This is a genomic window from Olleya aquimaris (genome assembly GCF_003259525.1).
Lineage (GTDB): Bacteria > Bacteroidota > Bacteroidia > Flavobacteriales > Flavobacteriaceae > Olleya > Olleya aquimaris.
Genome location: NZ_QLLO01000003.1, coordinates 748 through 15,115, shown reverse-complemented (window position 1 = coordinate 15,115; position 14,368 = coordinate 748). Strand labels below are relative to the sequence as shown.

The following is a 14,368-nucleotide window of genomic DNA, read 5'->3' as shown; positions in this document are numbered from 1 at the left end:
CTATTTTGTGTTAATTATTTGACCGTTACTTAAAGTGATTACTTTATTAATCTTGGTTTTCCATAGATTATTCTGGCTAACTACAATTAATGCCCAAGGATGATCTGGTTGACTTAAAAAGTCAATAATATGTTGAGTGTCTTTTGGCTCAAACTGGTCTAAAGGTTCTTTTAATATCAATAATTTAGGTTGTTTAATAATACATCTAGCCAGCATAATTTTTTTAATAACAGTAAAAGAAGTCCCTTTACCTTCTGGATATAGCATGGTTTCTAACCCATTAGGTAATTGCTTTACAAAGTCCTTTAAACCAACATTTTTAATAGCCCAATCAATTTGCTTAATGGTAATTGAAGGGTCTCCAAATGTTAAATTTTGAAGCAAAGTACCTTCAAAAGGACTTTCCTCTACTAACGTTTGCCCTATATTTGATCTGTAACTGTTTATATTTATACTGGTCAGTGATTTATCGTTAACATAAACACTACCAGTTGTAGGACTTATTACACCAGCAATTAGCTTTAATAAACTGGTTTTACCAGAACCACTGTGACCTTGAATTAAGATTCTGTCTTTTGGATTTATTTTAAATGAAACATTTTTTAAAACAGGTGTTTCTTTACCTTTTACCGCTAACGTAATATTTTCTAATTCTACTCTAAAATCAGTTGTGTTAACATCTAATATTTCTCCACCTTGTGGTTCTAACTCTTTGTCTACCACAACACCAAGTTTTTCAATAGAAGTTAAAACATCATAAAACGTTTCTAAACCCAAAATGAGCTTTTCTACAGAATTAATAACTAATAGGATAATAATCTCTGCAGCAACAAACTGACCAATATTCATTTGTTGATTTAATACCAAAGCACCACCAATAATTAATAATCCAGCAGTTACTAAAACTTTAAAACCGATAAGTTGAATAAATTGTAAGATTAGTATCTTAAAATGACTTTCTCTAGCTTCTAAATAGTCAGTAACTTGTTTATCATTTTTATTTAGCGCTAAGCTTGTTTTACCTGATAATTTAAAACTAACTATAGATCTAGCTATCTCTTGTAACCAATGAGCTACTTTATACTTATGATTTGACTCATCAATACTAGTATTTAAGCCTTTTTCTGCAGTAAATTTGAATACAATATAAATAAGAATTAACAGCAACGCACCATAAATAATAAAAAAGGGATGATAAAATGATAATAATATTAATCCAAAAATAATTTGAAGAATAGCAGCTGGAAAGTCTATTAAAACCTTGGCAATTCCCTTTTGTACGTTAATGGTGTCAAAAAAACGATTGGCTAATTCTGGTGGATAATAGCCTCTTAATTCATCCATTTTCATTTTAGGAAAACGATAGGCAAACTCAAAAGAAGCTCTAGTAAATATTTTTTGTTGAATGTTTTCTATAATTCTGATTTGCATGAGTTGTAATATTCCAACAAAAACCACACCTATGGTAACTAATACAACTAACACAATCCAAGACGTGCTAATTTGTGCAGCTTGTAATAAATTAATTATAGCTTGAATCCCAAGAGGCAAGGATAAGTTAACTATACCAGCAAAAATTGCATAGAAAAACACCTGTTTAACGTCCTTTTTGTCTAACTGTAGTAGCCCAACAAAACGCTGCCAAGTAGTTAGTATTTTTTTACTCATGGTTAGAAATGTTTAAGGCTTTAAAAACCAAATCTTTAAAATAACTTATTGGAGTATCTGATTTTTTTAAATCTGAAATAGTTGTAAAATGATCCTTTAAGAAGTGTTGATGCAATGCACCATCAATGACTGTGCTGGCTAAACTAAAAGGAAATTTATAGGTATTATCTACTGATAATATCATGTCATGTAAACGAGTTACTAATCGTTTGTAAATTAAAAAATAGCCATCCTTATTTTCTTTATCTACTTCTTTAGTTAAATAAGATTTGGAATACTCGTTAATTACAATTCGTTTTAAAACAACTTCATCAATATGAGTAAAATTAGAGTCTATTGTTGCAGTTTGAGTAAAAATAGTAATCGCTTTTTCAATTTTTTCTTTTGGGTCTGCTATGCTGTTTGTAGCAAATACCAGCTGATATTCTAACCAACTCCAATACCATGAAGTTAAGTAGATAAGTAACTTATGCTTACTCTCAAAATAACGATATATACTACTCTCATTAGAACCTATTTTGGCACCTAATTTCTTAAAAGTAAAAGCATCAAAACCAATATCATCTATTAATAGAATGCTATTTTCAATAATACGTTTTCCTAAATCTGAGGATTCTGGGTCTTTCAGAAATATTTTTTCGTTTATATTAATCTTTAAATTTGATAGTAAAGTATGCATATTATAAAATTTAATTGCAAATATAACAGTAATACTATCATAATTGTAATCAAATTAACTATACATTAACATAATCGTTTTTTTCTAACTTAAGATTGCTTGAAAACAGTATCTGTTGGTAGCTCGAATAACTCTAATTCAAAATAAGGAACTGCAGCTAAAAAGTGGTCAAATAAATCACTCATCACATACTCGTAGTTTTCCCAACGTTTGTCCTTACTAAAGCAATATACTTCTAACGGAATTCCTTGAGAGGTTGGCTGTAATTGTCTAGCCATTAACAACATGTCTTTGTTTATTGCAGAATGTTGCTCTAAATAAGTTTGGATAAATTTTCTAAACACACCAATATTAGTCATATTACGACCATTAACCAATAACGATTTATCAACATTATGTGTCGTGTTATATTGAGTTATTTTGTCTTGCATAGTGGTTAAATAGGTTGAAATAATTTCAATCTTTTTTAATCGCTCAATATCCTCTGTTGTTAAATATTTAATAGAAGTTTGTTTAATAAGCATGTGTCGTTTGATACGTCGTCCATCAGAATTTGTCATTCCTCTCCAGTTTTTAAACGAATCGGAAATCAACGCATAAGTTGGGATTGTAGTAATGGTATTATCCCAGTTTTGCACTTTTACGGTTGCTAAATTAATCTCTATTACATCTCCATCTGCACCATATTTGTCAAAGGTAATCCAGTCACCAATTCGCACCATATCGTTAATAGACACTTGTATACTAGCTACAAAGCCTAAAATAGTGTCTTTAAAAATTAACAAGATAATTGCTGTTGCTGCACCAAAACCAGTTATAAACTCCCAAATAGAAGCACCTCCAACAACTACTGCTATTGCCAGAAAAGCACCTAAAATCCAAGCAAATATCATAAACACCTGAATGTAACTATCTATTGGTTTATCTCTTAAACGCGGTAAAGTTTTAAAATAATTTTTTAATGTGTTTAATAAGCTTCTAACTATCCATAATCCTAATATAATTCCTGCTATTTGAATACTTTTTTCAAAAAAAGTATGCAAGTTTTTAAAATCTTTAAAAACAATAGGAATACTATATAATGCAAAATATAAAGCAGGTATATGTGCTACATTTCTTGGTACACGATTAGTAATAAGTAAATCGTCAAAATTAGACTTTGTTCTAGTTGCAATTTTTGCAGAAACAACACGTAAAATCTTTCTTAAACCTAAGTCTATTAATGCTATAACTATAATAGTTATGATTAATAAAACTAGCATGTTTAAATATTTTGAAGTATCTCTACTTAATCCTAAATCTCTAAATTGATTGTAAAAATAGTGTGCGTATTTTATCATGTATACTCTAATTTTAAACAAAAGTAACACGAATTTTAATCATTCCTATTACTTAAAAAATTAAAGATACGTTAAAGTATTTGGTTTGGATTTTCTAGGGATAAAACAGCACCAACATGTAAATCATTAATATTAATATTTCCAACCCTAACACGTACCAATCTTAAGGTTGGACAATTAACAGCACTAGTCATTTTACGGACTTGTCTAAATTTTCCTTCGGTTAAAGTAATGGATATCCAAGTGGTTGGTCCATGTCTTGCATCTCTAATTTTTTTGGATCGTGTTGGTAAATCTGGTATTGATTCTAATTTAAAAACTTTGCAGGGCTTGGTCCTGTACTTTTTACCATTAAAACCAATGTCCACACCATCGCTTAATTGTTGTATCGCTTTCGCGGAAATATCACCATCTACTAACGCATAGTATTCCTTCTCAATTCCGGATTGGTTGACATGGTCACTTAATTTTCCATCTGTAGTTAGTAGGAGCAGACCTTCACTTTTCTCATCCAAACGACCTATTGGCATTATCCCATCAGGAAAGCTCCCTAATTCTGCTAAAAAACGTTTGTTTTGTTCTTTGGCAGCATTGCTCGAGAATTGACTGAGCATTCCGTAAGGTTTATAAATTTTAAAATGTTTGTGTTTTTGGGTTTCCAAAAGAATAGATTTTTTAATAACACTTAGACTGTACTAAGTGTAACATTTAATTAGTTTCCATTTAATATGGAATACACCAACTCTTTAGTTAATTGTTGTCCATTGGCTTTTTGTCTGATAGCTTCAAAATCAAATCTAAAATCACAACCCATTTTATAATTGCTACAACCGTAAGCTGTTTTTCCTTTTATGATGGTTCCTTTATTGCATTTCGGACACTTTTTCTCATTAGTATCAGTTTTCGCTTTAGCGGAAACCGTTTGCTTTGGCTCTAATTTTAATTTAAAATGGTCATCAAATCGTAATAAGCCTTCAACAGATGTTCCTTCCGCCTTAAATCCCTTAAGATTTACAGTAGACCCTTTTTCTATTAAACGTTTGTATTGGTTTTCTGAAATTGACTTATTTGCAAAACTAAAAGGAAGCACAAAGTCGCAAGATTTACCATACAAACTACAACCATAGGCTTTTTTTCCTTTTAAAATTTGTCCGTTTTTACATTTAGGACAGGCTTTTCCAACAATTCCTTTTTTAGAAGTTTTGGTTTTAGTTTTTGAGCCTTTTTCAGTTTTATTATTAGTGTAACTAATTTTAGCTTCTACTGTTTCACTTCGTACTTCGTAGACCAGTTGATCTACCATTTGCTTCATGTTTTTTATAAACGCTGATGCGGAATAGTCGCCTTTTTCAATATCCTTTAATTGTTTTTCCCAAAGTCCAGTTAACTCGGCAGATTTTAATAAATCATTTTTAATAATATCTATTAGCTGAATACCAGTAACGGTTGGTAATACCTGTTTTTTATTACGTTTAATATACTTGCGTCTAAACAAGGTTTCAATAATATTTGCACGTGTAGAGGGACGACCAATACCGTTTTCTTTCATTAAATCTCGTAGCTCGTCGTCATCCACTTGCTTTCCTGCAGTTTCCATAGCACGTAGGAGTGAGGCTTCTGTAAACTGATTGGGTGGTTTGGTTTGTTTTTCTAAAAACGAGGGTTCGTGCGGACCTTTTTCACCTTTAATAAAAGTGGGTAACAAACCTGGTTCTTTACTTTTAGTTGTAGTTGTCCCACTGAGCGCAGTCGAAGTTTCAAATACAACACGCCAACCTTTTTCTAATATTTCTTTTCCAGTAGTCTTAAAATTAACGCTTTCTGCTTTTCCAATAACTGTGGTGTTTGCCACTTTACAATCGTTATAAAACACTGCTATAAAACGTCTTGTAATTATGTCATAAACTTGTTGTTGGTTATACTGCAAATTACTTTGCACACCAGTTGGTATTATAGCATGGTGATCTGTAACTTTAGCGTCATCAAACACTTTCTTAGATTTTTTAATCTTCTTACTTAAAAGAGGTTGAATTAGCGTACTGTAATTTGTCAAGTTTTTAAGTATTCCAGGTACTTTAGGATAAATATCGTTAGGTAAAAATGTGGTATCTACTCTAGGATAAGTCACCACTTTCATTTCATAAAGTTTCTGTACGATCTTTAAAGTTTCGTCTGCAGAAAACCCAAATTTAGTATTACAATAGACTTGCAACCCAGTTAAATCAAACAGTTTTGGAGCATATTCGTTCCCTTTCTTTTTGGTGATGGATACAATTTCAAAATCGTGTGCTTTTACAATGTTTGCAAGTTTTTCGCCATCTTCCATATTTAAAAAACGACCCTCTTCGTAGCTAAATAAGGTATCTCGATACATTGTTTGCAACTCCCAATAGGGTTGAGGCTTGAAGTTTTCAATCTCTTTCCAACGGTTAACCACCATTGCAAGAGTAGGCGTTTGTACACGACCAACACTTAATACTTGTTTGTATCCACCATGTTTTACGGTATATAAACGTGTGGCATTCATCCCTAACAACCAATCGCCAATAGCTCTTGAAAATCCTGCGTAATATAAATTATCATATTTAGAACTAGATTCTAGTTTTTCAAAGCCTTCTTTAATCGCTTCTGTGGTTAAAGAGCTAATCCACAAACGCTTCACTTCACCTTTATAGTTGGCTTGATCCAACACCCAACGTTGTATTAATTCTCCTTCTTGACCAGCATCACCACAGTTTATAACCACTTCTGCTTGGTCAAATAAGCTTTTAACAATTTTAAATTGTTTTTGGATTCCAGAATCTTTGTTGACTTTAGTCTCAAATTTTTCAGGAAGCATGGGCAAGTTGTTTAAATCCCAACTTTTCCAATACGGTTTATAATCGTTTGGCTCTTTTAGAGTACACAGGTGACCAAAAGTATAAGTAACTGCATACCCATTGCCTTCAAAGTAGCCATCACGTTTGGTTTTAGCTCCTAAGACTTGCGCAATTTCTCTTGCTACAGATGGTTTTTCGGCAATACAGACTTTCACTAGTTAATACAAATTTAGACGTGCAAAATAAGTAAATTAGTTACCTTTTGGAAAGGGATTTGTTAGGAGTTATTAACTATAATTATCAATTAGATATTACATTAATTATTCTTCAGCAGGTATTTTAGTTTTAGGAATGTCGCCATCTACAGGCATTTTTTCTTTCTTAAGATATTCGTCTAAAAACTTAACTATTCTGCTATAAGCTTCAATTTGATTTTCTTTTTTAACAAAACCATGTCCTTCATCTTCAAATAAAACATATTCTACTGGCACATTGTTTTTTCTAACACCTGCAACAATTTCATCAGATTCTACTTGCAACACTCTAGGGTCTTTAGCACCTTGTAAAACAATTAATGGCTTTGTTACTTTATCAGTATGAAATAATGGCGAAATACGCTTTAAACGCGTAGAATCTGCAGAATAAGGGTCGCCTATTTCTTTATATAACGCCTCTCTAAACGATTCCCAATACGGAGGAATACTTTTTAAAGTACGCATCCAATTGGTAACTCCAAATATGTTTACACCAACATCAAATTCTTCTGGAGCATAGGTTAATGCAGCCATAGTCATATAACCACCATAAGAACCACCAATAATACCAATTTTATTACCATCAATTTCTGCTTGATTTGCTAACCAGTTTTTACCCTCAATACAATCTTGTAAATCTTTTTCACCATGGTTTTTGTCATCCATTTTGTAAAAGGTCTTACCGTAACCACTACTACCACGATTATTTACTGCTAAAACTGCATAACCATTATTAACAACATACTGTATTAATGAACTAAAGTTTTGACGTGTTTGACCTCCTGGACCACCATGTACCCAAACCATTGCTGGTACTTTGTTGTCTACTGAAGCTTGCTTTGGCAAATAGTAAATTGCAGGAACCTCTACACCATCAAACGATTTATAGCGTACCACCTTTGCAGTAACTAAATCTTCAACATCAATTTCATTATTCAAAACATGGGTTAGTTTATGCTGTTTTTTTGTTTTTAAATTGTAAGTGTATAAATCTGAAGGCGTATTGGAACCACCAACATACATTCGCATCCATTGTTCGTCATCGCTAAAGCCTACACTAGTTATACTTTTGTTTTCAAAATCAGGCAAATCTATAGGTTTCATAGTTTTAGTGTCTAGTACTTCAATAGCGTTTTTACCATCTTCATTAACATAGACTACCATGTACATTCCGTTGGAGGTTAAACCGCTTCCCATTATATCCCAAGATTTTTCAATTTCTTTGGTTTTCTCTTTCGTGTTTAGATTATAGGACATTAAATACGAAAATTCTGAGCCATCATCTGTAGTATAATAAAATGTAGTGTTGTCTTTTGAAAAGTCCTGTGCCGAATTAGCACTTAAATTATCATTAATTTTAATGGTTTCTTTAGTGTTGACTTTGTAAATAAACAAGTCACTATCATTGGTATTAACAGTTTTTGAAAGCGCAAAATAGTTTTCGTCTTCAGACATACCACTAAAATCCATACCATCATTATTTTGATATAGCATCTCTGAAGAATAATCTTCTGTAGACATTTTATAAACATCAAAAAACCTTGGATCTCTTTTATTAGAGCCATAATACAAATAATTATCGTCTTTAGACCAACCGTAAAAATTGGCTTTAGCTCCATCTACAGGAGTAATATCCTTAATGCTTCCATCTGTTTCTCTTACAAATAAATGATCGATTTCATCACCATTACCATCTGCACTAATCAGCATTCTGTTATCTTTTGGAAAATAAGCATTAGCAAAATAAGACGTACTGTCTGATTGAGTAATTGGTGTCATTTCTCCACCTGTTACAGGGACTGTATAAACATTATAAATACCCGAACGATTACTTGATATTAATAAATTACTATTATCTGGTGAAAAGCTTCCACCACCAACAGCTTCATTATCCATAAACTGTTCAATAGTGTATTGCTTGACTTCTTTTTGAGCAATTTTATCTTCTTTTTTACAAGCAAAAAGAAGTGTAATAATGGCTAATCCTAAAATTTTAGTTTTCATAAAGAATGATGTTTTGATTGATTTGTTTAAAATTAGTTGAAATAAACGACATAGTCAAATTACCAAGCCACAACAAAACACTTTGACATTTCTCCATTTTTAAATTTTAACCATAATAAAGGTGAATAGTTTTCAGTTTCAAAAACAGCTAATTGTGGTTGTATTTGTTTAAAAGTGGACCAATTAACATTGGTGTCCAAATCCAATAACCAATCTATTTTTTTAGGGATATAAAATTTACAGTCTTTAAATAGGTCTAATTGGTGATATTTAAAATAAAACCCATAAACACAGGCGTTATTTAATGATTTAAACTCTATGGTTTCACCAAAAGGCACAAAGATTTGTGCTTTAAAGTAAAGTTGTTGTTTAAAGTTTTCGGCTTTAAGCTGTAAACGATCTAATAGTGGTTGTGTAGCATCAGCATAGAGTAATGGTAGCTGTTTTGTTTTTAGTTTATTTAATTTTTCTAATAACGAGTCTTTTCGCATAGGGCCAATTAAACAGTCAACCTCAGAGTTGCCCAAAGATGCATCAAATAAATAATACTTAAACTGAATTTCTAAATGTGTTGGTTGTCCATCGTCCAAGAACAAACAATCCAACTCACCAATAGTATGATTAACCGTTTCTTGAATTTGAATATTTTCTGCTAATAGCTTAATATTTTTAAATTGCTTTAATTCTTCAAAAACAAACTGCTCGACACGTAATCCAAGTCTAGTGTTTGGTTTGATTGCATTATTAAAAGTAAAGGGGTGGTCTAATAATTCTGTAAAAGGGTTCATCCCAAACACAGGAGATTGAAAGAGATGTGGTGTGTTGTAAAACCCTCTAAATTGGGCTTGAAAATCTTCTGTTTTTTTAGTCATATTATAATGTAAAAATAAGGATTAAAATATTTTTTTAAGATTATTCGTCATAACCCTTTAATTCGTTGTATTTTTGCACATCTCAAAATTTTTAAAATTACAATTAGTTAATGTCTGTTAAAACCCTAGAATTACAAGAGCGCACAGAAGGAAAAAGTCTTTATAGCTACCAAAAAGGAGCAATTGATAAGATTTTTAAATGTTTTGAAGAAGCGCCTGAAGATTATCATTTGTTATATCAACTACCAACTGGTGGAGGAAAAACAGTAATATTTTCTGAAATAGTTAGACAATATTTAAAGCATCACAAAAAGCAAGTGCTAGTTATGACACATCGTATAGAGTTGTGTAAACAAACGTCTAACATGTTGTCTGAGTTTGGTGTGACAAATAAGATTGTTGATAGTAAAGCAGACTTAAGTGATCAAGGCGATTATAATTGCTTTGTGGCAATGGTTGAAACACTTAATAACCGTTTAAATGATGATAAGTTAGATATTTCTGATATTGGGTTAGTTATTATTGATGAAGCACATTACAATAGTTTTACAAAACTTTTTAAGTTTTTTGAAAAGTCTTTTATACTTGGTGTAACCGCAACGCCTTTAAGTAGTAATATTAACCTTCCAATGAAGGATAATTATAACGAATTAATTGTTGGAGAAACCATCCAATCGTTAATAGAAAATGAGTTTTTAGCACGTGCAGAGATATTTAGCTACAATGTTGGATTAACCTCATTAGTAGTAGGTGCTAATGGTGATTATACTGTAAAGTCTTCTGAAGATTTATATACCAATACTGACATGTTAACTAAGCTAATTCAAGCTTACGAAGAACGCTGTAAAGGTAAAAAAACGCTAATATTTAATAATGGTATTAATACATCGTTACATGTATATGACACGTTTAGACGTGCAGGTTACCCAGTAGCGCATTTGGATAATAACAATACAAAAAAAGAGCGTAAAGCTATTTTAAAATGGTTTAAAGAAACACCTGATGCTATATTAACCTCAGTTAGTATTTTAACAACAGGTTTTGATGAGCCTACTGTAGATTGTATTATGCTTAACAGAGCTACAAAATCATTGACTTTATACTACCAAATGATTGGACGCGGATCGCGTATATTAAAAAACAAAAACACGTTTACAGTTGTTGATTTAGGAAATAACCTTCACCGATTTGGACCATGGGGAAGTGATTTAGATTGGCATAAAATTTTCCGTTCTCCTAACTATTATTTAGATGGTATTTTAAGTGATGAAGAGCTTGAAAATAACTTTAGATATGAAATGCCAGACGATTTGCGTGAGCAGTTTAAAAAGTCTGAGCAAGTCTATTTTGATATTAAAAAATGTTATATTGATAGTATTAGAGCAGGTGAGAGCTCTAAAGTGGTTTTAGAACGCTCTATAAAACATCATGCCCATATTTGTACAGAAAATAGCGAAGACCTTTGGGACGCTTTAGCATTAGCAAAATTATTAGGTGACGATATAGATTATAGAATTAGTCGCTACACAAAGTGTATTAGTAAAAGTACTTTCAATTTTGTCGAATGGCTTAAGGACGATTACCGTAAAAAGTTAAACGCCTATTTGCGCGCTAATTTCGATGAGATTTTTGAGGATATTAATGGATTTCCTCCTGAAGATTAAAGTTTAGTATTAAGTTTTCAGCAGCAACTTGCAGTATTTACTCAAACTGACAGTTGCACTAACAACTTACTACTAAATACTATTTACTAATTACTTAATACTTAAACATGACTTTTAAAGAACTAGGTCTAGATAAAAACTACGTTAAATCACTGAAAGAAATAGGTATAAAAACACCTACTGAAATTCAAGCACAAGCTATACCTATGTTGTTAAATGCCTCAACAGATTTTGTTGGGTTAGCTCAAACAGGAACTGGTAAAACTGCTGCTTTTGGATTACCTTTACTACACAAAATTAATCCTAAAAATAATGCTGTTCAAGCATTAATTATTGCACCAACACGCGAATTGGTTCAGCAAATAAAAAAGCAACTGTTTAAATATACCAAGTATAACAATTCTAAAATATTTTTAGAAGGTGTTTATGGTGGTGAAAAGATTGATATCCAGCTTAAAAATGTAGCTAGAACTACGCATATTATAATTGCCACTCCTGGACGATTAGTCGATTTAATGAATCGTGGTGCTGTTAACTTATCTGACGTTAAAACCATTGTTTTAGATGAAGCAGACGAAATGCTAAGTATGGGCTTTAAAAACGATCTAACTACTATTTTAAAAGCTGTTACTGGCAAGAAAAACACTTGGTTGTTTAGTGCTACAATGTCAGACGATTTAAAAGATATTGTTAAACGTTACATTTCTGATCAAGCCATTAGACTTGAAATTGACAGAAGTAGTATTGTTAATTCTAACATTTCTCACTACTACGTAGAAACTACTTTACACAATAAAGCGCACGCATTGATGCAGCTTTTAGAAGCTAGAGAAGACGATAGAGGGATTATTTTTACGCGTACAAAAGCTGGTGCTCAAGCATTAAAGCATCAATTAGAACAAGAAGGATTTAATGTTGGTGCTTTAGAAGGCGATATGCAACAAAAAGAACGCGACAAAGTGATGCGTGCTTTTAAAAACACAACCTTACAATTATTAATCTCTACAGATGTTTCAGCAAGAGGTATTGATGTTAGTGATTTAGCATTTGTGATTCATCATCAATTACCAGAACATATAGAGTACTACACACATAGAAGTGGTCGTACTGCTAGAGCAGGAAAAAAAGGAGAGTCTATTGCACTAATTTTACCTAATGAATATAATGAACTTAAAAAAGTAGAAACTACTCTAGGAATTAAGATGAAACAGATTACTGTTTAATATTATTTATAATCCTTGGTAATATTTCCATTCAAAATAAAAAAAACGACTCAATTATGAGTCGTTTTTTAGTATATCATGGTATTAAAAATAGCTAATGCGTTTTCATTTTGCCTTTACGCTTTGCTAACTGTCGTTCTAATTGATTAACAACTTCACTAACGCTTTTGTGTAAAGATTCATTATTATCTTCTGCAAACAATCTAGGACCAGGTGCGCTTAAACGGATACCAGCGATTTTCCCGGTGTTATTTCCAGTTTGTTCTACCTTAAAAAAAACATCAGCACGTACAATAAATTCATATTTATTAGCTAATTTCTGTACTTTTTCTGAAGTAAATTGTTCTAAATCTGTACTTGCTTTTACATTGTCGTATTCAAAATTGATATCCATAGTCTTTTCATATTTATGTTCTCTTAAAGATAATTAAAATGAATTGGAAATCTATTCTTTTTTTGAAAATTTTAGGAGGAATTTCACTTTTGCAATAAAAAATCAATATTACTTAATTAAGTTAAAAATATAATACCGCTTAACATATTGATAAGGCTTTAAATCTCAAATAGATAATCGATGTTATTTTCGTTTCATAGAAAAGATATTAATTAATTCAACTTTATTCAATTCTTTTTCATACATTTAAGTAACCATTCTATTATTTATTTAAAAAACATAAAATAACTATGCGCTATTAAGTAGTTATTTATGCCTACCTCTTGTTATAGTCAATAATTTTTTATTAATCAAACCAACCAATTATGAAAAAATCAACCATTTTTCAAGTGTTTGTCGTGGCCTTTTGTTGTCTCATGTCAACAAAAATTCAGGCACAAAATTCTGGTATTTTTAGTAGTTATGTGATTGTCGATGAGGACAATACAGGTAATTCATTTTACAAACTATTAAATAATTCAGATTCTTCAACACCCAATTTTCAAAACAAACTCTTTCTAATTTTTAGTAATTCTGAGAGCCTTGTTTTAAAAGGATTTGAAAACAAAACTTTCCAAACTAATGGAGATGAAGTACAAGATGTAAAATTACACTACAGAGTGTATTTGCAAGACGATCCTTCGCCTCCTGCGTTTAATGAGATTTCATTAAATGTAAATGGTCCAAACGATTCTTATATAGGTGGAAATGATACGCTTTGGTTAATAAATAACCAAAATATAGACATTATCCAAGGTTTGCCTAACGGTTTTTACATTTTTGAAGTGTTTAGCTCAGCCTATATTACTTATCCTGGAGGGAGTTATACTTATTATGTAAGTAATTTTGGGAATAATTTTAAAGCCAATATTAGAGTAGAAAGAGGTATGACTTGGTATGCTGATACAGATGGAGATGGTTATGGAGATCCTAATAACACAACTTTTTCTGTTAATCAACCAAACGGTTACGTTTTAGATAATACCGATTGTGATGATACAAATGCAAATGTTAATCCAGGAGCTGTAGAGCTACCTTGTGATGGAATTGATAATAATTGTAATGGTGGAATTGATGAAAATAGAAAAGATGCAGATGGAGATGGATATGACGAATGTGTAGATTGTGATGATTTTAATGCAGCTATAAATCCAGGTGCAATAGAATTACCCTGTGATAATATAGACAACAATTGTGATGGAAATATAGATGAAACTAGAGTGGATGCTGATGGTGATGGATTTGATGAATGTGTCGACTGTAATGATAATGATGCAACTATTAATCCTGGAGCTATAGATATACCTTGTGATGGTATCGATAATAACTGTGATGGTAATATAGATGAGACTGTGGTAGATGCTGATGGAGATGGTGTTACCCAATGTTTTGATTGTGATGATACTAACTCA

At 31.5% G+C, this 14,368-nt stretch carries 11 protein-coding genes; 3 read left to right on the top strand and 8 right to left on the bottom strand.

What is annotated here, in order from left to right:
* The 7 genes from LY08_RS05000 to LY08_RS04970 all read right to left on the bottom strand — a co-directional run bounded on the left by LY08_RS05000 (nt 1) and on the right by LY08_RS04970 (nt 9,636).
* Nucleotides 1–1,668 (bottom strand): peptidase domain-containing ABC transporter, encoded by a 1,668-nt coding sequence (locus LY08_RS05000; RefSeq protein WP_111659355.1) that lies wholly within the window; start codon nt 1,666–1,668, stop codon nt 1–3.
* Complete coding sequence (locus LY08_RS04995) at nt 1,661–2,347, bottom strand: TetR/AcrR family transcriptional regulator (protein ID WP_111659354.1); 687 nt, start codon at nt 2,345–2,347, stop codon at nt 1,661–1,663. Before LY08_RS04995 ends, LY08_RS05000 begins: the two co-directional genes overlap by 8 nt.
* 89 nt (nt 2,348–2,436) lie before the next feature.
* Nucleotides 2,437–3,687, bottom strand: coding sequence for a mechanosensitive ion channel family protein (locus LY08_RS04990; protein ID WP_111659353.1), 1,251 nt, complete (start codon nt 3,685–3,687; stop codon nt 2,437–2,439).
* A 71-nt stretch (nt 3,688–3,758) separates the two neighbouring features.
* Nucleotides 3,759–4,349: a pseudouridine synthase gene (locus tag LY08_RS04985; RefSeq protein ID WP_111659352.1), complete on the bottom strand. Its 591-nt coding sequence runs from the start codon at nt 4,347–4,349 to the stop codon at nt 3,759–3,761.
* Nucleotides 4,350–4,399: 50 nt separating this feature from the next.
* Nucleotides 4,400–6,721, bottom strand: coding sequence for a type IA DNA topoisomerase (locus tag LY08_RS04980; protein ID WP_111659351.1), 2,322 nt, complete (start codon nt 6,719–6,721; stop codon nt 4,400–4,402).
* A 105-nt stretch (nt 6,722–6,826) separates the two neighbouring features.
* The gene (locus LY08_RS04975; protein WP_111659350.1) at nt 6,827–8,764 is read right to left on the bottom strand and encodes a S9 family peptidase; all 1,938 of its coding nucleotides are present in this window, start codon (nt 8,762–8,764) and stop codon (nt 6,827–6,829) included.
* A gap of 59 nt (nt 8,765–8,823) precedes the next feature.
* Nucleotides 8,824–9,636: a DUF1853 family protein gene (locus LY08_RS04970; RefSeq protein WP_111659349.1), complete on the bottom strand. Its 813-nt coding sequence runs from the start codon at nt 9,634–9,636 to the stop codon at nt 8,824–8,826.
* A 110-nt stretch (nt 9,637–9,746) separates the two neighbouring features.
* Here LY08_RS04970 and LY08_RS04965 point away from each other — a divergent pair, with 110 nt between their 5' ends.
* The gene (locus LY08_RS04965) at nt 9,747–11,300 is read left to right on the top strand and encodes a DEAD/DEAH box helicase (protein ID WP_111659348.1); all 1,554 of its coding nucleotides are present in this window, start codon (nt 9,747–9,749) and stop codon (nt 11,298–11,300) included.
* 107 nt (nt 11,301–11,407) lie between these two features.
* Nucleotides 11,408–12,523 (top strand): DEAD/DEAH box helicase, encoded by a 1,116-nt coding sequence (locus LY08_RS04960; RefSeq protein WP_111659347.1) that lies wholly within the window; start codon nt 11,408–11,410, stop codon nt 12,521–12,523.
* A gap of 94 nt (nt 12,524–12,617) precedes the next feature.
* Here LY08_RS04960 and hpf read toward each other — a convergent pair whose 3' ends face one another.
* Nucleotides 12,618–12,917: a ribosome hibernation-promoting factor, HPF/YfiA family gene (gene hpf, locus LY08_RS04955; RefSeq protein WP_111659346.1), complete on the bottom strand. Its 300-nt coding sequence runs from the start codon at nt 12,915–12,917 to the stop codon at nt 12,618–12,620.
* A 365-nt stretch (nt 12,918–13,282) separates the two neighbouring features.
* Here hpf and LY08_RS13605 point away from each other — a divergent pair.
* Nucleotides 13,283–14,368, top strand: a 1,086-nt coding sequence (locus tag LY08_RS13605; RefSeq protein WP_211305919.1) for a putative metal-binding motif-containing protein, incomplete at its 3' end; no start/stop codon positions are given.